At 71.9% G+C, this 20,637-nt stretch carries 11 protein-coding genes; 1 reads left to right on the plus strand and 10 read right to left on the minus strand.

The features are described from left to right. Nucleotides 1–109 precede the first annotated feature (109 nt). Both R3F55_10955 and R3F55_10960 read right to left on the minus strand, forming a co-directional pair. The gene (locus tag R3F55_10955) at nt 110–1,594 is read right to left on the minus strand and encodes an amidase family protein (GenBank protein ID MEZ5667930.1); all 1,485 of its coding nucleotides are present in this window, start codon (nt 1,592–1,594) and stop codon (nt 110–112) included. 81 nt (nt 1,595–1,675) lie between these two features. Further along, nucleotides 1,676–1,924: a hypothetical protein gene (locus R3F55_10960; protein MEZ5667931.1), complete on the minus strand. Its 249-nt coding sequence runs from the start codon at nt 1,922–1,924 to the stop codon at nt 1,676–1,678. A gap of 170 nt (nt 1,925–2,094) precedes the next feature. Between R3F55_10960 and R3F55_10965 the strand changes: the two genes are divergently transcribed. Further along, nucleotides 2,095–2,526, plus strand: coding sequence for a BLUF domain-containing protein (locus R3F55_10965; GenBank protein ID MEZ5667932.1), 432 nt, complete (start codon nt 2,095–2,097; stop codon nt 2,524–2,526). A gap of 21 nt (nt 2,527–2,547) precedes the next feature. On the opposite strand, the gene R3F55_10970 is transcribed toward R3F55_10965, so the two are convergent. The 8 genes from R3F55_10970 to R3F55_11005 all read right to left on the minus strand — a co-directional run bounded on the left by R3F55_10970 (nt 2,548) and on the right by R3F55_11005 (nt 20,628). Next, a complete protein-coding gene (locus R3F55_10970; protein ID MEZ5667933.1) occupies nt 2,548–7,314 on the minus strand; it encodes a right-handed parallel beta-helix repeat-containing protein in 4,767 nt (1,588 codons plus the stop codon). Nucleotides 7,315–7,571: 257 nt separating this feature from the next. After that, a complete protein-coding gene (locus R3F55_10975) occupies nt 7,572–10,457 on the minus strand; it encodes a glycosyl hydrolase family 28-related protein (protein ID MEZ5667934.1) in 2,886 nt (961 codons plus the stop codon). Nucleotides 10,458–10,641: 184 nt separating this feature from the next. Then, nucleotides 10,642–12,081: a hypothetical protein gene (locus tag R3F55_10980; GenBank protein MEZ5667935.1), complete on the minus strand. Its 1,440-nt coding sequence runs from the start codon at nt 12,079–12,081 to the stop codon at nt 10,642–10,644. 10 nt (nt 12,082–12,091) lie between these two features. After that, on the minus strand, nt 12,092–14,059 hold the full coding sequence (locus tag R3F55_10985; protein MEZ5667936.1) for a tetratricopeptide repeat protein: 1,968 nt from the start codon (nt 14,057–14,059) through the stop codon (nt 12,092–12,094). Between the two features lie 28 nt (nt 14,060–14,087). Continuing rightward, nucleotides 14,088–14,747 (minus strand): alginate O-acetyltransferase AlgF, encoded by a 660-nt coding sequence (locus R3F55_10990; protein MEZ5667937.1) that lies wholly within the window; start codon nt 14,745–14,747, stop codon nt 14,088–14,090. A gap of 16 nt (nt 14,748–14,763) precedes the next feature. Further along, nucleotides 14,764–15,951, minus strand: a complete 1,188-nt coding sequence (locus tag R3F55_10995; GenBank protein ID MEZ5667938.1) for an AGE family epimerase/isomerase — start codon at nt 15,949–15,951, stop codon at nt 14,764–14,766. Then, nucleotides 15,948–18,347: a hypothetical protein gene (locus R3F55_11000; GenBank protein ID MEZ5667939.1), complete on the minus strand. Its 2,400-nt coding sequence runs from the start codon at nt 18,345–18,347 to the stop codon at nt 15,948–15,950. The genes R3F55_10995 and R3F55_11000 overlap by 4 nt, the downstream gene beginning before the upstream one ends. Further along, nucleotides 18,331–20,628: a hypothetical protein gene (locus R3F55_11005; GenBank protein ID MEZ5667940.1), complete on the minus strand. Its 2,298-nt coding sequence runs from the start codon at nt 20,626–20,628 to the stop codon at nt 18,331–18,333. The genes R3F55_11000 and R3F55_11005 overlap by 17 nt, the downstream gene beginning before the upstream one ends. Nucleotides 20,629–20,637: the final 9 nt, after the last annotated feature.

A 20,637-nucleotide genomic window follows, 5' to 3' on the forward strand; every position in this document is an offset into this window, starting at 1 on the left:
GTACGTCGCGCAGAGGCCGAGAATCGTTCAGCCGCGCAGGAACGCCCCGGATCCGGCGGCGCGGCGCCGCCGGATCCGGAAGACGACACGGGCGACGGGCGCGTCGCGCCTACAGCGGCCGGGATTCGACCTTGGCGTAGGTGCCCATCCACGGCCGCAGCCGCTCGAACGCCGCGCTGGCGGCGAGCACGTCGCTGTCGGCATAGCGCCGGCCGACGATCTGCATGCCGACCGGCAGGCCGCCGGCCAGCCCGGCCGGCACGGTCGCGGCCGGGTTGCCGGTGTAGTTGATCAGATAGGTCGGGCACCAGCCGATCAGCGGGTTGACCGCCTCGCCGTTGATCTCGGTCGGGCCCTTGGTGCGGCCGCGCTCGGCCGCGTTCTTCACCGGCAGGCAGCACAGGGTCGGGCCGACGATCAGGTCGTAGCGGTCGAGGGTGGAGCGGATCGCATCGAACACCTCGGTGCGGATCTCCTGGTCGCGGTAGAAGTCCACTGCCGACATGCGGCGGCCGACCTCGACCCATTCGAGATATTCCGGCGGAAACTCGTCGGCGTGGTCGCCGAGCAGGTCGAGCCCGTTCTCCTTCAACAGGTCGAAGGCGGCGAGGTTGAGCGGCATGATCATCCGGCACCACAGGTCGGCGAGCTCGCCCTGCGGCCGCTCGATGCCGAGCTTGACCTCCTCGACGATGGCGCCGGCCTCCTCGAAGGCGCGTACCGCCTTGTCGACCGTCTCGCGCACCGCCGCTTCGACCGGGAACACGTCCCAGACCGGGGCGTAGGCGATCTTCCAGCCGCGGATCGAGCGGCGCAGCGCGCCGAGATAGTCCACGGTCTCGTCGAGGCAGAAGGCGTCGCGCGAATCGTAGCCGCCGATCGCGGTCATCACCAGGGCTGCGTCCTCCACGGTGCGGGCGATCGGGCCCTCGAACAGGAACGGCGCATGGCCGCCGAAGGCATTCGGCCGCGACAGCTGCGGCACCCGGCCATAGGCCGGCTTGTAGCCATAGACGCCGGACCAGGACGACGGGATGCGGATCGACCCGCCGCCGTCGGTGCCTTCCGCGAACGACAGCATGCCGTCGCCGACCGCGGCCGCCGACCCGCCGGACGAGCCGCCGCTGTTGCGGCTGGTGTCGAACGGCGTGCCGGTCGGGCCGAACAGCAGGTTGTCGCAGCAGCCGCGGAAGCCCATCACCGGGCTGTTGGTCTTGCCCAGCAGCACGGCGCCGGCCTTCTCGATACGCTCGGAGTAGCCGCAATAGCCGTCGACGACATGGTTCTTCTGCGACGGCAGCCCGCCGAAGGTCGCCGGCCAGCCCGGCTTGAAGTCGAACAGGTCCTTGATCGCCGACGGCACGCCGTGCAGCGGACCGATCGGGTCGCCGCCCATCAGCGCCTTCTCGGCCTTCCTCGCCGCGGCGCGGGCGTCGTCGAAGCCGTAATAGACCAGCGCGGTGATGCTCGGGTTGCGCTTCTCGATCCGCGCGATCGTGGCCTCCAGGACCTCGACCGGCGACAGCGCCTTGCGCCGGATCATCAGCGCGATCTCGGCCGCGCTCTTCCACGCCAGTTCGTCGGACAGTGCCATGCTTTCCTCCCCCTTTGCGGCATCCGGGCGGATGCGGCATGGCCAAGTCTAGGCCAAGCGTCGGCGGGCCGGAACTGCCGTTCAGTCGCGGCGCACCCGCTCCACCGCCCAGCTGTTGTGCAGCCGATTGCCGCAGCGCTTGCAGCGCAGCCGCTTCTCCAGCGCGACGACGAAGGTCTGCGGCCCGAAGCGCTGCGCCAGCCGCTCCGGCCGCAGCTCGGCCCGGTGCCGGCAGGCGAAGCACGACACCACCAGCACATGCCAGGCGCGCAGGTCGCCCAGCCTGACGGCATAGCGCGGTCCGGGGTATATGTTCTCGTTTTGTTTCACGTGAAACAGATTCCAGAACGCGGCGCCCGGAGCAAGGGGGACGACGGCCGCCGCGGCACCCGGCCGCAATCCGCCGCGCATCGACATTGCGCAGCAACGCGCTATTCTTGCGCACAGGCGCCGCATTCGGCCGCCAAATGCCCGAAGGCGATGGACCGGCGCCGCACGTCATGATCCGCAGTCTCGTCTACATCAGCGCCGCGGCGCGGACGATCACCGACGTCGACATCGCCGCGATCCTGTCCGCCGCCGACCGCAACAACGCCCGCAAGCAGCTGACCGGCGTGCTGCTGTTCACCGGCGAGGCGTTCCTGCAGGTGCTGGAAGGCCCCGCGGACCAGGTCGCCGCGATGCTCGACCTGATCCGCGCCGATACCCGCCACAGCAACATGATCGTGCTGCTGGACCGCAGCATCGCCGCGCGCCAGTTCGGCGACTGGACCATGGGCTACAACAGGATCGACCCCAGCGTGTCGATCGACGGCAGGCGGTTCGACCTGACGCCGGCGGCGCTGGCCGCGCGCTTCCGCGGCAAGGCCGACGCCGAGCTCGACCAGCTGCTGCGCACCTTCAGCCAGATCGAGCTCGGGCGCGATTTCTGAGCCGCCCGGACCCGCACCGGATCAGGCATAGACGATGCCGCCGGTCGAGGCGTCGTAGTTCTGCAGCACGTAGAGCAGCACGCCGGCGCTGTCGAACACGTGGGTGTCCAGGCCGGTCAGGGCGAAGCTCTTGGCATTGTCGAGCGCGTCGCCCTCGGCCGCGGAATAGTCGACGATCACGTCGTGGCCGCCATAGGTCGACGCGTTGACGAACAGGTCGGCGCCGAGCCCGCCGGTCAGCGTGTCGATGCCGGCCCCGCCGCGCAGCATGTCGTCGCCGGCGCCGCCCGCGATCACGTCGTCGCCGTCGTCGCCATGGAGCAGATCGGCGCCGTCGCCGCCGTCGAGCACGTCCGCGCCCTCGTCGCCGGACAAGGTGTCGTCGCCGAGCCCGCCGATCAGCACGTCGTCGTCCTCGAAGCCGTCGAGCACGTCGTTGCCGTCGCCGCCGTCGAGCGTGTCGGCGCCGAGATAGCCGCGCAGCGCATCGGCGCCGGCGTCGCCGAACAGCAGGTCGTCGCCGGCATTGCCGCGCAGGAAGTCGTCGCCGTCGCCGCCGTGGACGGTGTCGTCGCCGTCGTCGCCATAGACCTCGTCGTTGCCGGAATCGCCCGCGATGACGTCGTCGCCGAGCTCGCCGCGCAGGAAGTCCGCGCCGGCGCCGCCGTAGAGGACGTCGCCGTCGTCGCCGCCATAGACCGCGTCGTCGCCGATGCCGCCGTAGAGCGTGTCGATGCCGGCGTCGCCGCGCAGGTCGTCGTTGCCGTCGTTGCCGTAGAGCACATCCATGCCGTCGTCGCCGGACAGCGCGTCGTTGCCGTCGCCGCCGGACAGCAGGTCGTCGTCCTCGTTGCCGTCGAGCACGTCGTCGCCGGCGCCGCCATAGAGGGTGTCGGCGCCGAGATAGCCGCGCAGCACGTCGCCGCCCTCGTCGCCGTAGAGCACGTCGGCGCCGTCGTTGCCGCGCAGCAGGTCGTTACCGAGGCCGCCGAACAGGGTGTCGCTGCCGGCATCGCCGTAGATCTCGTCGTCGCCGGCATCGCCATGGACCACGTCGTCGCCGTTCTCGCCGCGCAGCAGGTCGGCGTCGTCGCCGCCGTAGAGGGTGTCGCGGTCGTCGCCGCCATAGAGCGCGTCGGCCCCAGCGCCGCCGTCCAGCGTGTCCGTGCCGGCATCGCCGCGCAGTTCGTCCGCGCCGGTGCCGCCGATCAGCACGTCGTTGCCGTCCTCGCCGCGCAGCGAATCCGCGCCGTCGCCGCCGTCCAGCCGGTCGTCGCCCAGGCCGCCATAGAGCAGGTCGATGCCGAGGCCGCCGGCGAGCACGTCGTTGCCGTCGTCGCCGTCGAGGTCGTCGGCGCCGTCGCCGCCGAGCAGCGTGTCGTTGCCGGCGCCGCCGTCGAGCGCCAGTGCCTCGCCGACCACCAGCGATCCGTCGAGCACGTCGTCGCCGTCGCCGCCGATCGCTTCCTCGATGTTGCCGACGGCATCGTCGAGCCGCAGCGCCAGCCCGGCCAGGCCGACCACGCGCAGCGTGTCGCGGCCGGCGCCGCCGTCGATGCGCAGGTCGGCGGCCTCGGCATAGATCGTGTCGTCGCCGTCGCCGCCCAGGATGCTGTCGGCGCCGTCGTCGCCATAGAGCAGGTCGTTGCCGGCCCCGCCGTAGACGGTGTCGTCGCCCTCGTCGCCGGAGATGCGGTCGTCGCCGGCATCGCCGTCGAGCCGGTCGCCGTCCTCGTTGCCGTCGAGCACGTCGGCGCCGGCGCCGCCGTAGAGGGTGTCGGCACCGACATAGCCGCGCAGGGTGTCGTCGCCCTCGTTGCCGACCAGGAAGTCGTCACCGTCGTTGCCGCGGATCAGGTCGTTGCCGAGCCCGCCATAGAGCCGGTCGTCGCCCTCGTCGCCGTAGATCTCGTCGTCGCCGGCGTCGCCGTTGACGACGTCGATGCCGGCCTCGCCGCGGATGAAGTCGGCATCGTCGCCGCCGCGCAGATTGTCGTCGCCCATGCCGCCATAGAGCCGGTCGAGCCCGGCGCCGCCGCGCAGCATGTCGTTGCCGTCCTCGCCGCGCAGGTCGTCGTCGCCGGCATCGCCATAGGCCTTGTCGTCGCCGGCGCCGGCGCGCAGCGCATCGATACCGGCGCCGCCGCTCAGCGTGTCGGCACCAAGCCCGCCGTCGATCGCGTCGTCGCCGGCGCCGCCGGAGACGGTGTCGTCGCCGTCGCCGCCGTCGAGCAGGTCGGCCATCGCCCCGCCGGACAGCGCGTCGTTGCCGGCGCCGCCGTCGAGATCGAGCGATGCGTCGAGCTCGGCGCTGCCGTCGAGCACGTCGGCCCCGGCGCCGCCGAAGACGACCTCGATGTCGCCATGGGCGTCGTCGAGCTGCAGGCTGACGCCGGCCGGGCCGACGACGCTGAGGGTATCGTTGCCCGCGCCGCCGGTGACGAACACGTCGTCGGCGTCGACGAACAGCACGTCGTCGCCCGCGCCGCCGTCCAGGCTGTCGGCACCGGCGTCGCCGCGCAGGTCGTCGGCGCCGTCGCCGCCGGCCAGCAGGTCGTTGCCGTCGCCGCCGTTGAGCCGGTCGATGCCGGTGCCGCCGGCCAGCGCATCGTCGCCCTCGTTGCCGTCGAGCGTGTCGTCGCCGAGGCCGCCGTCGAGCGTGTCGGCGCCGAGATAGCCGCGCAGCGTGTCGGCGCCGTCGTCGCCGAAGACGACGTCGTCGCCGTCGTTGCCGCGCAGCAGGTCGTCGCCGAGACCGCCGTGGATCACGTCGTTGCCGGCATCGCCGTAGATCTCATCGTTGCCGGCGCCGCCGAAGGCGGTGTCGTCGCCGTCGTCGCCGGAGATCAGGTCGACGCCGTCGCCGCCGTCGAGGGTGTCGGCGTCCTCGTGGCCGTCGAGCCGGTCGTTGCCGGCCCCGCCATTGAGCGCATCGCGTCCGATATAGCCGCGCAGCTGGTCGTCGCCGTCGTCGCCATGGGCGATGTCGTCGCCGTCGTTGCCGCGCAGCGTGTCGTTGCCGGCGCCGCCATGCAGTTCGTCGTTGCCGGCATCGCCATAGACGTTGTCGTCGCCCAGGCCGCCGAACACGGTGTCGTCGCCCTCGTCGGCGGAGACCAGGTCGGCGCCGTCGCCGCCGTCGAGCAGGTCGGCGCCGGCGTTGCCGTCGAGCCGGTCGTCGCCGGCGTCGCCATAGAGCCGGTCGTCGCCCGCCTCGCCGACCAGCGTGTCGATGCCGTCGCCGCCGAAGGCGACGTCGTTGCCGGCGCCGCCGACCAGCGAGTCGGCGCCGAGACCGCCGAAGAGGCTGTCCTGCCCGGCGCCGCCATAGGCGGCGTCGTCGCCGTCGCCGCCGTCGAGGACGTCGTTGCCGTCCTCGCCTTCCAGCCGGTCGACGCCGGCCCCGCCGACCAGCGAGTCGGCGCCGAGGCCGCCCTGCAGCACATCGTCGCCGGCGCCGCCGTCAAGGCGATCCTGGCCGCCATAGCCGCGCAGCAGATCGTTGCCGCCGACGCCTTCCAGCACGTCGTCGCCGGCGCCGCCCTGCATCAGGTCGTCGGTCTCGCCGCCGGTCACGTAGAGGCCCTGGACGATGGCGTCGGGCGCGAACATGCCGGTCCAGTCCTCCGGCGCCATCGCGCGCGGATCCGCCGCCGGCTGGTAGGTCATGCCGCTGGGCTGCGGGTCGTAGAACGAGCCCGCGCCGATCAGCACGTATTCGGTGCCGACGGCGCCGCTGACGCTGTTGCCGACGAAATGGTTGTTGTCGACGCCCTCATGCGATTCCAGGTAGCCGATCTGCAGCGGCGGCGCCCCGGCGATCACCGTGTTGTCGTAGATCAGGTTGTCGTGCGAGCTGTCGGCGGCGTCGTAGACCTCGACCAGGATGCCAGACTTGCCGTCGACCTGGGCGTTGTTCTCCAGCACGTTGTCGATGACCAGCCCGTTGGAGACGCCGCGCAGCAGCAGCGCGTCGCGGGCATTGTCGTGGATGTAGTTCTGCGCCACCACCACCGCGTCGACCGAGGCCACCTTCAGCCCGTAGTCGTCGTTGCCGTAGATCCGGTTGTTCTCCACCACCACGTTGGTGGTCGGCGCCTCGGCATAGCCGCGCTGCACCACCATGCCGCGCGCGTTGTCGTAGATCGAGTTGTCGCGGACGACGACGTTGTCGGCCTCGTGGGTGACGGTCAGCCCGACATAGCCGTTGTTGTAGGCGACGTTGTTCTCGAATACCGCGTTGCGCACGCCGACCGCGGCGAAGCCGTTGATCGAGTTGTCGTGGGCGACGCAGTCGCGCACCGTCAGGTTGCTGGTGCCCGGCATCATGTTGAAGGCGTAGCGCGAGACCTCGTGGATCTCGACGCGCTCGACCAGCACGTTGTCGGCATAGGTATCGTTGAAGTTGCGGGTCTTCAGGCCGTCGACCAGCGCCGTGCCGCCGTCGCGGTTGCCGTCGACGCTCAGGTCGCGGATCACCACGTTGCTGATCGGCTCGCTGTCGGAAACGCGGATGACGCCGGAGATGTCCTCGCTCTGCCCGTCGGCGACCTTCAGCACGCTCAGCCCCATGCCGTCGCCGAACAGCTCGGTGTTGCTGAACACGCGCAGCGCACCGGTGGCGCCGTGGCCGTTGCCGGCGATCGTGAAGGTTCCCTCGGGCAGGTACACCCGGCCGCCGCCGGCCGCCCGAGCGGCATCCAGCGCCGCCTGGATGGCGGCGGTATCGTCGGTGGTGTCGTTCCCGGTGGCGCCGAAGTCGCGCACGTCGAACAATGGCAAAGCCATCGTATCGCTCCCGCTTCCATGTCTTGAGGCAGGAGCATCTGGCCCGACAGTTATTACCGTGAGCCTAAATGGCCAATTTTATCTATTAAAATGACAGACAGTTTATAATGGAACTGGCCGGACGAGAATAATGAAACCCTGAATCATTGGTAAATGAAGTACTGTCATCGAGTTAAGCGAAAATATCCGTGTCGTAATGTTCGATCCATTTTTTCGACATGCCACGGCGAGACCCGCCGCTTTCGCGGCGGCAGCGCTCAATCGTAGAGGATGCCGTCGCGGCCGGCGTCGTAGTTGTCGAGCCGGAAGACGATCACGCCGTCGCGGTCATATACATAAGTATGTCCGCCCGCGACCGCGAAAGACTTGCCGCCACGCAGCAAGTCCCCGTCGGCCGCCGAATAGTCGCCGACATAGTCTTTGAGGCCGTCGACCCCGCCGTTGATGAACAGGTCGGCCCCGGCGCCGCCGGTCATCAGGTCCGAGCCGTCCTCGCCGCGCAGCACGTCGTCGCCGGCGCCGCCGTCCAGCGTGTCGCGGTCGGCGCCGCCGCGCAGTTCGTCCGCGCCGTCGCCGCCGGACAGGAAGTCGCGGCCGGCATCGCCGCGCAGATAGTCGTTGCCGGCCTTGCCGTACAGCAGGTCGTCGTCGGCCTGGCCTTCCAGCCGGTCGGCGCCGTCGTCGCCGCTGAGGGTGTCGCGGCCTTCGGCGCCGATCAGCGTGTCGTCGCCGGCATCGCCCCACAGCCGGTCGGCGTCGGCCTCGCCCCTGACCACGTCGTTGCCGCTGCCGCCGTGCAGGGTGTCGCGGCCGGTGCCGCCGCTGACCGCGTCGTCGCCGCCGCCGCCGTCGAGAATGTCGTCACCGGCATCGCCGTCGACCGTGTCGACACCGCTGCCGCCGGACAGCCAGTCGTCGCCGTCGTCGCCGTGCAGCACGTCGGCGCCGTCGTTGCCATAGACGGTGTCGGCCGAGGTGCCGCCGCGCACGTCGTCGTCGCCGCCGCCACCGCTGAGCGTGTCCGCACCGCTGTCGCCGCGCACCGTGTCGTTGCCGTCGTCGCCATGGATCGCATCGGTGCCGTCGCCGCCGACCGCATAGTCGTCGCCGGTGCCGCCGGCGATCCGGTCGTCGCCGGCCTCGCCGCGCAGGGTGTCGGCGGCACTGCCGCCGTCGAGCGTGTCGGCGCCGTCGTCGCCGAGCATGGAGTCCGCGCCGTCGCCGCCGAACAGGACGTCGTCGCCGAGTTCGCCGTCGAGGCGGTCGTCGCCATTGTCGCCGGACAACCAGTCGCCGTCGGCGCCGCCGTAGAGCGTGTCGCCGTCGCTGCCGCCGGACAGGGAATCGGCACCGGTCTCGCCCTTCAGGATGTCGATGCCGGTGTCGCCGCGCAGCCAGTCGTCGCCGGAGCCGCCCTCGAGGCGGTCGGCGTCGGCGCCGCCATACAGACTGTCGGCGCCGTCCGCGCCGCGCAGCGTGTCGGCGCCGTTGCCGCCGGACAGCGTGTCGGCGCCGCCATCGCCCTCCAGCAGGTCGTCGCCGTCGTGGCCGAGCAGCACATCGTCGCCGGCATCGCCGATCAGCCGGTCGTTGCCGGCCTGGCCGCGCAGCAGGTCGTCGCCGTCGCCGCCCTCGACCCGGTCGTCGCCGCTGTCGCCGGAGGCGGTATCGGCGCCGACCCCGCCGAGCAGCACGTCGTTGCCGTTGGCGCCGTAGAGCCGGTCGTCGCCGGCCTCGCCCATCACCGTGTCGGCCGCGGTGCCGCCGTCGATCAAGTCGGCGTCGTTGCCGCCAAACAGCCGGTCGCCGCCGGCGCCGCCTTCGATGCGGTCGGCGCCGTCGCCGCCATAGACGGTGTCGATGCCCGCGCCGGCCCGCACCAGGTCGTCGTCGATGCCGGCATAGAGCCTGTCGCCGCTGTCGCTGCCGAGCACGGTCAGCGACAGGTCGCCGGGATCGGCCGAGAACATGCGTTCCAGCTGGTCGGGGTGGACCGCGCGCGGATCGTCCGGCCCGGCATAGGCATAGCCGCTGTCGGCGTCGTCGCGGGTCGAGCCGGCGCCGCGCAGCCGCATCGAATGGTCGATCGAACCGCTGAACCGGTTGCCGCGGTAGCTGTTGCCGCTCGCGCTCGGGTCGTGCTCGTCGATGCCGTAGACCAGTGCGACCGCGCCGGCCGCGACAACGTTGTCATACAGCCGCAGATTGGCCGACGGCAGCCCGGCGTCGAACGCCTCGACCTTGACCGCGGCATGCGGTTCGCCCGTGCCGTTGCCGTCGAGCCGGTTGTCGAACACCAGGCTGTCGCGCACGCCGCGCAGCAGCAGGCCGGCGCGGGCGTTGTCGGCGATGGTGTTGCCGACGATCTCCAGCCGCTCAGCCGCCGCGGCCTTGAGGCCGTAGTCGCGGTTGGCCTCGACCGTGTTGCCGACCACGGCGACCTTGCGGGTCAGGCCGTCGGCATAGCCCTGCTGCACCACGATGCCGAGCTCGTTGCCGCTGGCGCTGTTGCCCTGCAGCAGCACGTTGCTGGCGGCATGGGTGACGGTGATGCCGACATAACCGTTGCCGGTCGCCACGCTGTTCTCCAGCACGGCGCCGTCGACCTCGACCAGCGCAAACCCGTTGATGCTGTTGTCGCGGGCGACGCTGTCGCGCACCGTCAGGTTGCCGGTGCTGCCCATGAAGTTGAAGCCGTAGCGCGAGACGTCGTGAACCTCGACGTTGGCGATCAGCACGTTGTCCACCGCGGCGCCGCCGCTGACCTCGCTCTTCAGCCCGTCGACCAGCCCGCCCGCATTGGCGCGGTTGCCGTCGATGCTGAGGTCGCGCACCACGATGTTGGCCGTGTCCTCGCTGCCGCCGAGGCGCACGACGCCGCGCAGGTCGCCGGCCTGGCCGTCGTCGACCCGCAGGCGGGTCTCGCCGATGCCGTCGCCGAACAGCTCGGTGTTGCCGTAGACGTGCAGCGCGCCGTTGCTGCCCGCCCCCGGCGCCGAGACCAGGTAGGTGCCGGCCGGCAGATAGACGCGGCCGCCGCCGGCCTCGCGCGCCGCGTCCAGCGCCGCCTGGATGCCGGCAGTGTCGTCGCCGCTGTCGCCGGCGCGCGCGCCATAGTCGCGCACATCGAAGAGACGCATCATGTCTGCAGACCTCAAAGAAAAGGCGGCCATCGCCGCCCGAAATACCTACAATATAATGGCTATTATTCCGGGATAATACTTACGTTTGACACAAGTTTTCTTAATCGCTCCGAAATACTACCGAAAGACTTCGCATCCTTTCCTGCGGCCTCCGCACGTGCTCCGGCCCCGGTAGCGAATCCGCTCAGAACAGCGGCGCGACGCCGGCCGGCTCGCGGCACACGCGGGTGGCGACGTCGCCGCGGTGGTCGCCGTCATAGGCCAGCCGCACCTCGACCACCGGCGCGCCGAGGTCGAGCAGCTCCAGGAAGAAGCGCCCGTCGTTGAGCACCCGGGTCGACCGGTCGATCGGCACCCGGTCGACGAAGCCGGTGGCATCCTCGATCTCGAGGGTGAACTTGACCAGCGACAGGTCGTCGACCTCCAGGAACAGGAAGGTGCGGTCGACCGGGATCGGCGCGCCGCCAGCGGCCGCGACCAGGACGGCCCTGCCGTCGCGCAGCTCGGCCGCGCCGGACGCGACAGCGTCGGCCGCCGCGCATTCGCCGAGCGCCTCGGGAATCACCGCGCGGAAGAAGGCCGGCTCGCCGTCGATGTCGTAATAGGCCGCCAGTTCCCAGACCAGGAACGGCGGCGGCTGGTTCTGGAAGTCGCGCGAACGCAGGTAGCCCTCGATGGTGGTGGTCAGGCCGCCGCCGGCGACCGCGCGGTTGTCGACGAAAGCGCCGGCATAGTGGGCGAGCATGCCGGGAAAGTTGGCGTCGTTGTTGACGCGCTGGCTGAAGCTGGTGCCGACCAGCACGATGTTTTCCTCGACCGGCCCGAACAGCAGCGATTCCGAAGACTCGGCCGGCTCGTCGATCAGCAGGTCGGCCGAGGTGGCCGGGCCGGCCGGTGCCTCCGGCGTGGCGAAGAACTCGTAGCGCTTGCTCGGCGGGCGCACGCCGCAGATCTGGTCGACCGCATCGGAATAGGGGCCGTAGGTGTCGCGGAAGCCGAGCGATTCCAGCGCGAAGTCGTGGGCGGTCAGGCGGGCGGCGTCCGGGTGGGCGCGGATCGCCTGGGCGATCGCCTCGGCCGACAGGCGGGCCCCCTGCGGCGCCCAGTGGAAGTCGTCGTGGAAATACACCGCCGTGCGCAGCACCGGATCGTCGACCAGGACGGCGTCGAGCAGGTTCGGCGCGATCACGCCGGCCTGGCGCAGCACCTCGATGTTGGCGCTGTAGTTGGCGTAGGTCCGCTCCGGGCTGAACGCCGCGTGCTCGGGCCGGTCCGGGTCCATGAACGCGTGCAGGACGACGCCGCGCGGCGGCGTCACTGCCATGACCAGGTTGGTCCCGCGCCATTTCAGCGCCTCGGCCAGGCGGCGGATGTAGTGGAAGGATTCGCGCGAATAGGGCGACAGCTCGTTCAGCGCGCGGGTGGTGCTGAACAGATAGCCGTCGCGGCCGACCGAGACCACCGCCAGCCCCTCGGAGCCGTCGTAGCTCTCGGCGAGGTCGAGGCCGCTGCAGTAGAGCGCGTCCTGGCCGGCCGCGGCCTGCGCCCGGGCGGCGCTGCCGGCCGCGGCCGCAGCCAGCAGCACGGCCAGGCCGGCGAACGCATTGCGCACAAGGGTCGCCATCGCCATCCCTTCAGCCGGACGGTTGCGCGCCGATGCCGGGCAGGGCCGGCACGCCGGCCTCGCGCAGCAGCTGCGCCTGGGTATTGCCCGCCTCGGCGGCGCGCAGGAGGAAATCGTCGGCCAGCGCCGGCTGGGCGTCGACGCCGAGCCCGAGCCGGTAGATCTCGCTGAGCCGCAGCATCGCCTCGGCCGAACCATAGCCGGCAGCCTGTTCCAGCGTGGTGCGGGCCCGGTCGAGGTCGACCGTGCCGTTGAGCCCGGACATGTAGATGTCGGCCAGCAGCACGCCCGCCTCGCCATCGCCCAGCGCGAGCGCGTGGGCGAGCAGCTCGGTCGCGGCGGCGGGGTCGTGCGGCGCCACCAGCCCCTCCATGTAGGCGCGGCCGAGGATGCGCATCGCATCGGGCCGGCCGTAGCCGACCGCGCGCTTGAGCCACAGCAGCGCCTCCGCCCGCTCGTCGGCGTCGGCGCTGTAGAGCAGCCCGCGGGCCAGCGCGATCATGGCGCGCGGGCCGTTCTGCTCGTTGCCGACCGCGCGCAGCAGGTCGGCGCCGCGCACGATCTCGGCGCGGGAAGTCCCCTCTTCGAGCAGGATCGCGCCGAGATCGGTCTTGGCGGCCAGGTTGCCGCGCGCGGCGGCAACCGCCAGCAGGGCGAGACCGTGCTCGCGGTCGGCCTCGTCCAGCGCCGTGTCGAGCGCGGCCCGGCCCAGGTCGAGCACATCCTCGTTCTCGCCCCAGCCGGCCTCGGCTGCCGCCAGCATCCACTGCTGGGATTCGCGCCGGCCGCCGGACAGGCAGGCCCAGTCGCCGGCCAGCGCCCGGCCGAGCACGTGCATCGAATCGGCATGCCCCGCCGCGGCGGCCTGCTCCAGCCAGTCGAGCGCCTGGGCGGCATCGGCCGGCGCATCGCAGGCGGCGAGGAAATACTGGTTGGCGATTGCCGGCACCGCGTCCCAGTAGGCGTCGGCCGCCACCTGGCCGGCGAAGCCGCCCGCCGCCACCGGGTCGTAAGGGCCGAATGCCGGGTCGACGTAGATCTGGAACAGCCGGTAGGCGGCGAGCCCGGTGCCGTCGGCGGCGGCCCGGTCCAGCCAGGCCATGCCCTGGTCCAGCTCCTGCGGGCGATAGGGATCGCGCAGGTAGAGCTCGGACAGGCGCATCGCGTAGCCGGGGCGCGGATCGGCCCGGAACAGCCGCTGCAGGATGTCGATCTCCGCATCGACCGCGGCAACCGCGCTTTCGCCGTCGCCGAGCATGCGGGCGTAGACGTCGGCCATCGTGCGCGCGGCCCGGTAGTCGTCGTGGTCGACCGCCATCTGCAGATATCGGATCGCGGCCTCGGGATCGGAAGGACGGCCGATGCCGCGGGCAAGGATGAAGCCGAACAGGCGCGCGGCATTGTACTCGCCCATGTCGATGGCGATGTGCAGATAGCGCTCCGCCTGGCGGGCGTTGCCCGGTACGCCGCGGCCGAACATGTAGGCCCGGCCCAGGTCGTAGGCGGCGGCGCCGCTGCCGAGCACGATCAGCGAGCGCAGCTGGTCGACGGCCGCCTGCACGTCGGTATCGCTTTCCGCGCGCAGCAGCAGCAGGCGCGCCAGGCGCCGGCCGGCGCGGTCGTAGTGGGAGCCGTCGATGGCGGTGGCCTGGCGGTAGAAATCGATGGCGAGGTCGAGGATGGCGCGCTGCTCCGGCGAGTCCGCCACCTCGGTGCCGACCTCGATCTCGTCGTAGAGCAGGTCGGCCAGCCGCACCGCGGCCAGCACGAAGCCGCCGTTGGCCAGCCGCTTCAGGATCGCGACCGCCTCGTCATATTCGCCGAGCTCGATCAGCGTCTCGGCGCGGGCGAGCTCCTGTGCCGCCAGCGGGTCGGACACCACGGGCTGGGCGTGCGCAGACGCAGCGGCCAGCAGCGCCGGCAGCGCCGCAAGCCCCGGCACCAGGCCGAGCAGAGCCGCCTTCAGCCACATGCGCATGCGCGACATCGAATCCGCGGCCCCGGCCTCAGCGGCGCGTCTCGGCCCGGACCATCTCGACCGACGGTCCGTCGCCGCCGACCAGGAAGCCGAAGGCCATGCCGCGTTCCAGCGGCACCGCGTCGAAGGTCGCGACCACCGTGCCGTTCACCTTGACCGCCAGCCCGATGGTGACGGCGTTGACCGTGCGATACTGGGCGGAGTCCGGCCCGACGTCGTCGAACACCACCACCTTGTCGTCGGCGGTGACCAGGTCGACGTCGGCCTCCGGCGTCAGATTGTAGAGGGCGAGCTGCGCCTTGGTCCGGTCGGTGTTCGGCGTGTCCTCGAGCGTGGTCACGGCGAGGCCGTCGGCCCCGGCCCGCGCCACCACGGAGAAGAAGCGGCCGGGCTCGATCTCGGCCGTGGCTTCGGCGTCGCCGAGGGCGATCGCGGTCTCGCGCTCCTCCACCACATAGTAGGGCGAGGCCTGCAGCGCGGCGACGCTGCCGGCGAAGTTCTGGCCGATGGTCACCTCCTCCGCCGCATCGCCGCCGGCGAGGTTGATGACGCGCACGAAGGCGGCGCCGGGGGGCGGCGCGGGATCGTAGAGGCCCTCGTCCTGCGCCAGCGCAGGGGCGGCGGCGATCAGGCCGCCCAGGGCGAGGACGGCGGCGGGGCTCAGCGGAAGCGGGGGAACTGTGCGCATCGGTCTGCTCTCGTCGTTACGGTTCTGCCTGGATCGCGGCCTGGCGCGCCCGGGCGAAGCCGAGCACGCGGTCGAATTCGTTGAGCGCCAGGGCGATGTGATAGAGCGAACTGGCCGGCGCCTCGTCGCCGATGCCGCGCCCGTCGGCATCGACGCGGTCGCGCCAGGCGCCGTTGGGCAGCAGGTAATGGGCGAACAGCCGCTCGACCGCGGCGCCGGCGCGGTCGAGATAGCCGGCATCGCCGCTGCGCTCGTACATCGCCAGCTGGCCCTTGATCTCCTCGGTCTGCGGCCAGCAGCGCTTGGTGGCCAGGATCGGGGCGCCGTCGGCGGCGCATTCGTCGATCAGCAAGCCGTCGGCGGCGCGGCCGTGGCGCTCGGCGGTGGCGTGCAGCACCGCGGCCTCCGGTACCGGCAGCCCGGTCCGCTCCGACAGCCGCTGCAGCAGCCAGCACCATTCCATGTGGTGGCCGGGCTCGAAGCGCTGCTCGTCGACCGCCTGCCACGCGGTGTCGAAATACTCGCCGAGGATGCCGAGCCGCGGGTCGAACCAGTGCCGCTGGAACAGGCCGTACAGCGCGCGCGCCCGGTCCAGATAGGCGGTGTCGCCGGTGGCGGCGTGGCAGGCCAGGCAGGCCTCCAGCAGGTGCATGTGCGGGTTCTGCCGCCGCGGCGTGCGGTCCGGCAAGCTTTCGCGGTAGCCGCCGTTCGGCGATGCCAGCCGCTCGTCGAGGAACGCCCAGGTGCGCTCGATCCACGCGCCGGCGCCGCAGTCCGGCGCGGCCTGCAACAGCCAGGCGGACGCGAAGATGGCGAAGGCCTGCTCGTAGGCTTCGCGGGCGGCGTCGACCACCGTGCCGTCGCCGTCGACCGCGAACACCCAGCCGCCATCGGCCGACCAGTAGTGCCGCTGCATCCAGTCGAACGCCCGCAGCGCCACCATGCGCGCGCGGTCGTCGCCGTGACGCACCGCCGCGTCGGCATAGACGTAGATCTGCCGCGCCTGCACGCGCAGGCGGCGCCGGTCGGACGGCAGCGGCCGCCCGTCCAGGTCGAGCAGCTCCATGAAGCCGCCGTGGCGCCCGTCGACGCCGGCCGCCGCCCACAGCGGCAGCGCGGTTTCGCGCAGCCAGGCCTGGGCCCGGGCGTTGATGTCGCCGAGCGGCGCGGACGACGGGTCGCGGCGGGGAAGGCTCTGGCTCATGGGCAGACGGTTCCAAGCTGGGCACGCAGGCCGGTGTCGATCGTGTCGATCCGCCCACGTTCCGCGTCGGTCATCAGCCGGTCAAGATTGGCGATCGCGCCGTCGACGCCGTCGACGCCGGCCTCTTTCGCCATGGTCAGATAGACATAGGCGGTGGCGAAATCCGGCGCGGACAGGCCGACCCCGGTGACGTTGAGCCGGCCGATGCCGGCCGCCGCCGCGGCGTCGCCCAGCTTCATCGCCTCGACGTAATAGTCGCCGGCCTCGCTGGCCGCGACCGCCCCGCGCGCGGCGAGATCGCCGAGCAGCGTGTACCACGGCGCCCGCTCGCAGGCCGAACCGCGGCTGGTCAGCTCGGCGAACATGGCGTCGAGGTCGACCGCGCCGCGGGCGCCGCCCTCGGTCGCACTGGTCACGATCTGGCCGAGCGCTCGCTCCTCGCCGGCCTTGTAGGCCCGGATCAGCCAGTCGATCGAGTCCGCATAGGCGCCCTGGGCCCGCAGCGCGACGCCGTACCAGTATTGCGCCTGGCTGTCGCCCTGGCGCGCGCCGGGCTCGGTCAGGGCGACGGCGCGCTCGATGGCGGCCCGGTCCGGCACGCCTTCCAGCAGCGCGCTGGCCATGCGGAGCCCGGCGGCCGCGTCGCCGCCGGCCAGCGCCTGCTCGTAGAAGCCGAGTGCCTGTTCCGGCGACAGCCCGGCCTTGGCCTCGACCGCGAGGTCGCCCATCCTGCGATAGCCGACCGGGTCGCCGCTTTCGGCCGCCCGCCGGTACCAGTCGATCGCCGTGCCGCTGCCGGCGACGGCGAAGCGCGGTTCGACGGCGATGTCGCCGAGTGCCAGCATCGCCGCGCTGTCGCCGCCTTCAGCCGCCTCTTCCAGCCCGGCGACCACCGGCGTCATGTCGACCGCCACCGAGGGGTTGTCGCGCACCAGCCGGTAGAGCTGGCCGGCACCGCCGGTCTCGCCGGCCGCCAGCGCCTTCAGGTAGCTGTCGGCGGCGGCATCGAGGCCGCCCGCCTGCTCCTGCATCCGCCCGAGCTCGATCCAGGCGCCGCCGTTGCCGGCGTCCGCCGCGATGGTGAAGTAGCGCATCGCCGCCGCAAGGTCGGGCGCCATGCCGGGCGTGCCGTCGCGCAGCAGCCGGCCGGCGCGCAGCGCCGCGTCGACGTTGCCGAGGTCGACCGCACGCTGCAGGTAATCCAGTGCCTTCGTCTGGTCCTGGGTGCCGCCGCGGCCCTCCAGATAGAGCCGGCCGACCCGGCCGAGGAACTCGGCGTTGCGCGAGCGGTCGGCATAGGCGGCGACGGCGGCGAACGGCGCCGACTGGGTGCGGGCGCCGCCGACATTGTCCTCCAGCAGCCGCAGCAGGCGGTTGACCGCCGACGACTGGCCGGCGTCCAGCGCCGTCATGTACAGCGCATAGGCGCGCGACCGGTCGGTGAAGCCGCCGTCGTCGATCAGCCGGGCCGCGTCATAGGCGACCTCCGGGTCCTCGCCGGCCGCCAGCAGCTGCTCATAGATCGCCCATGCGTCGCCGTAGCGCGACTGCGCCTGCAGGAAGCGGGCATAGGCGCGCGGCGCCTCCGGCAAACCGGACGCCTGAGCCATGCGGAAGGCCTGCTCGGCCGCGGCCGGGTCGTAGCCGGGCAGATCCGGGTCGGACAGCGCCTGGCCCAGCACCAGCCATCCGCGCGGCTCGCCGGCATTGGCGGCGATGGCCGCCCAGTCGCGCGCGGCGGCCGGATCGTAGAGCGGCGAGGTACTGTCCGCGTGCAGCCGCGCCAGTTCGATCGCCGCCTGCACGTTGCCGGCGTCGTAGGCCGCCTGCATCAGCCGGGCCGCCTCGGGATAGTCGGTGCGCCCGAGCGCCGGATCGGCATAGACGCGGGCGAGCTGGATCTGCGCCGCCGGCTCGCCCTCGCGCGCATAGCGCTGCAGGATCTCCATCGCCCGGCGGTCGTCGGCCGCGCTGCGGTCGTCGGAGGACAGGATCATCCGGGCAAATTCCAGGGAACCGGTGGTCTGGTTGCGCAGCGAGGCGGCATTCAGCCGGTCGCGCGTGGTGGCGGCGTCGACGTCGATCTCGCCGCGCGCCGCCAGGATGCCCAGCCGCTCGTTCGCCCGGAAATAGCCGCGCCGCGCGGCCTCGGCATAGAGCTCGGCCGCGCGCTGAATGTCCGGCGCGACGCCGTCGCCGGTCTCGTAGGCCTGGCCGAGGCGGTAGACGTCGCGCGGCTCCATGTCGGCGAGCGTGAAGCCCGGCGCCGACGCGTCGCCGCCGAGCCCCGGCATGCCGCCGACGCAGCCGCCGAGCGCACACAGCGCAACCGCCATCGGCGCCAGCGCCCGGTGCCAGCGCAGCCCGCTGCGCATCGGATCAGCCGCTCTCGTCATTCAATCGCTCCAGCAGGCGCTCCAGCTCCATCTGCGCCTGGAAGTGGCCGGCGCGCGCGGCCACGCCCATCCAGTAGCGTGCGCCGTCGACATCGCGTTCCCCGACTAGGCCGCGGTCCAGGGTCAGCGCCAGCTGGAACTGCGCGTCGATGTCGCCGGTCTCGGCCGCGCGCGTCAGCCAGTCGATGGCGTCGTCCTTGGAGAAGCCGGGCAGCACGTCCATCGCGATCAGGTTGGCGATGTAGATCATCGCCGGCACGTTGCCGGCGTCGGCCGCCCGCCGCAGCCAGTCGAACGCCTGCTGCGGGTCCTGCTCGACGAAGGCGCCGGTGGCGTAGGCGAGGCCGAGCTCGGCCGCCGCGTCGGCCGAGCCGGCCGCGGCCGCCAGCCGGTAGTGGTCCATCGCCGCGTCGAAATCGATCTTGGTGGCCAGTCCGGTGGCATAGGCCACCCCGATCTGGTAGTGCGCGGTCAGGTCGCCATAGTCGATCGCTTCCTTGTAGAGCGTCATCGCGCGCTCCGGATCGAAGGTGCCGGCGGCGCCGTTCTGTAGCGCGTCGGCCAGGCTGACCATGGCGCGCGGGTTGCCCAGCGCGATCGATCGTTCCAGCCACTCGACGCCCTCGGCCCGCATGTCCAGCGCGCCGATGCCGGACAGGAAGCCGCGGCCGAGGCTCATCATGCCGGTCGAGCCTTCCTCCAGCGCGATCGCCCGCGCCTGGTCGAGCAGGGCCATCGCCCGCTCCATCGACGCACCCTCGATCAGGCCGCGGGCATTCTGGTCGGCCAGCTCCAGGACCGCCGGCAGGTGGCGGGCGGCTGCGCTTGCTGCGGTCAGGCTTGCCGCCTTCTCCTCGTCGCGCTCGACCAGCACGCCGTCGCGGTACAGCAGCGCCAGCTGGAACATGGCGCGGCCGCTGCCCAGGTCCGCCGCCCGCTGCATCAGCTCCAGGCCGCCGTCCACGTCGCGCAGCACCGACTGCGCGTCGCCGGACAGCTTCAGCTCGGCCAGCGCGGTCATCGCCGACACCCGCTGGCTGACCAGCCGCTCCATCGTCTCGACCAGCGCCAGCACCGCGTCGGTCTCGCCGCGGGTCAGATGGACCTGCACCAGCTCGAACATCGCATCGATGCTGCCGAGCCGGGCCGCGTCGTCGAGCAGCTGCCGCTGGCGGTCGAAGTCGCCGTCCTGGGCGGCCAGCTTCGCGGCGATATAGATCGCCGCCGGTTCCCCACCGCGATCGCCCGGTCCAGCCACAGGCGGGATACGTCCTCGCCGACAGTGATGTTCAGGCGTTCCTGGCGCAGCAGGTTGCGCGCCAGATCCAGCGCCGCCTGGGTCGAGCCCAGGTTCGCGGCCTCGGTCCAGATGGTCGCCGGCGAGGTCGGGATCGGGCGTTCCGATGGTGCCGTTGCGCAGCAGCTCCGACAGCGCCCGCAGACCCTGCGCGTCGCCGCGGCCGGCGCCGAAGCTGAGCCAGCGCTGCGCTTCGATCGGGTTCGACGGAATCAGCGGGTGGTTGATGTAGGTCTGGCCGAGCATGATCGCGCTGTCGGTGTCGCCCTCCAGCGCCTCGCGCTGCAGCAGCGCAAGGCCGACCCGCGACAGGTTCAGCGCCTCGTCGCGCGCGTCCGGCCGGTCGGCGGTGGCGAGGATCGACGACAGCTCGATCGCCGCCGAGCCGACGCCGAGGCTGAGCGCGCGGCGATACCATTCCTCCGACTTCGCCTCGTCGACCTCGCCGAGCTCGCCGCTGACATAGGCGCGGCCGAGCACCAGGGCGGCCTGGCCCAGGCCCTGGCCGGCGGCCTCGCCGAGCAGGGTGCGGGCGCGGGCGCGGCTCTCGTCGTCGAAGGCGCTGCGCATGATCATCCGCGCGATCTCGTACTTGGCGCGCAGGGCGAGCCGGCGGGCGTCGCGCCCCGGCGTCACCTCGGCGATCGCCTGCGCCCGGCCGAAGGCGGCGATGGCGCCGGCGAAATCGGGATGCGGCAGGACATACTCGGTGGGCTTGTTGGCCAGGAACCGGCCGAGGCCGTAGAGCTCCTCGTAGCTCTGCGACTGGGTCAGCGCCTCGACCCGCGCGGCCAGCGCCGCGTCGTCGCCGGACAGCGCCAGGTCGGTCAGCTCGATGTAGAAGGGCCGCTGCTCCAGCGCCAGCTCGAGCGGGTCGACCGACTGCGCCTGCGCCGGCAGCGCCAGCATCAGGCTGCCGGCAAGCGCCGAGACGGCCAGGATCGCGCGTCTCGGTGAGCGGGCTTTCGGAACTGGGCGGGACATGGGGGACCT

Source organism: Alphaproteobacteria bacterium, assembly GCA_041396705.1.
Taxonomy (GTDB): domain Bacteria; phylum Pseudomonadota; class Alphaproteobacteria; order CALKHQ01; family CALKHQ01; genus CALKHQ01.